Genomic DNA, 454 nt, shown 5'->3' on the forward strand with positions numbered 1-454 from the left:
AGGCATCGAGTGTGTGGGCTGAGCGCGGATTGTGGCGCACGCGGAGCTGGCAGGGCGGGCCGGCAGCGGACCTGATGGGACGCGGACGTGTTCCGGCCCGCCCGGTGGCCGCGGGAGCAACGGCCTGGAGCACGACGGGCTCGGGACAAAATTGGTCTTGGGTGGTGCCGGTCGGGAGCCGGTTGTGGCCCCCGACCGGCAGCGGCTAGGCGGCGAGGTTGCACCCGGGGTCGGGGTCCGCCTCCGTGTCGGCAACTGCGGTGTCAGCAGCAGCGGCGGTTGCCGCGTCAACGCCGTGGCCCTCGCTCTCTGCCTGCTCGGGTTCGGCCTCGGGGCGGGCAGGCTGCGGGTCGTCTGGCTCCGTGTTCGTGGCTACGGCGGGGGCCGTTCGCCGGTTCGTGGCGCGGTTGACGACGCCGTCGATGATGAGCTGTTCGACCTTGCCGACCTGGAA

1 protein-coding gene is annotated in these 454 nt (G+C 72.2%); it reads right to left on the bottom strand.

Going from position 1 to position 454, the window contains the following annotated elements:
• Nucleotides 1-205 precede the first annotated feature (205 nt).
• A partial coding sequence (locus F8274_RS32205) for a hypothetical protein (RefSeq protein WP_370518303.1) occupies nt 206-454 on the bottom strand: 249 nt, incomplete at its 5' end.

It is taken from the genome of Micromonospora sp. AMSO31t (assembly GCF_008868175.1).
Classification (GTDB): Bacteria; Actinomycetota; Actinomycetes; order Mycobacteriales; family Micromonosporaceae; genus Micromonospora.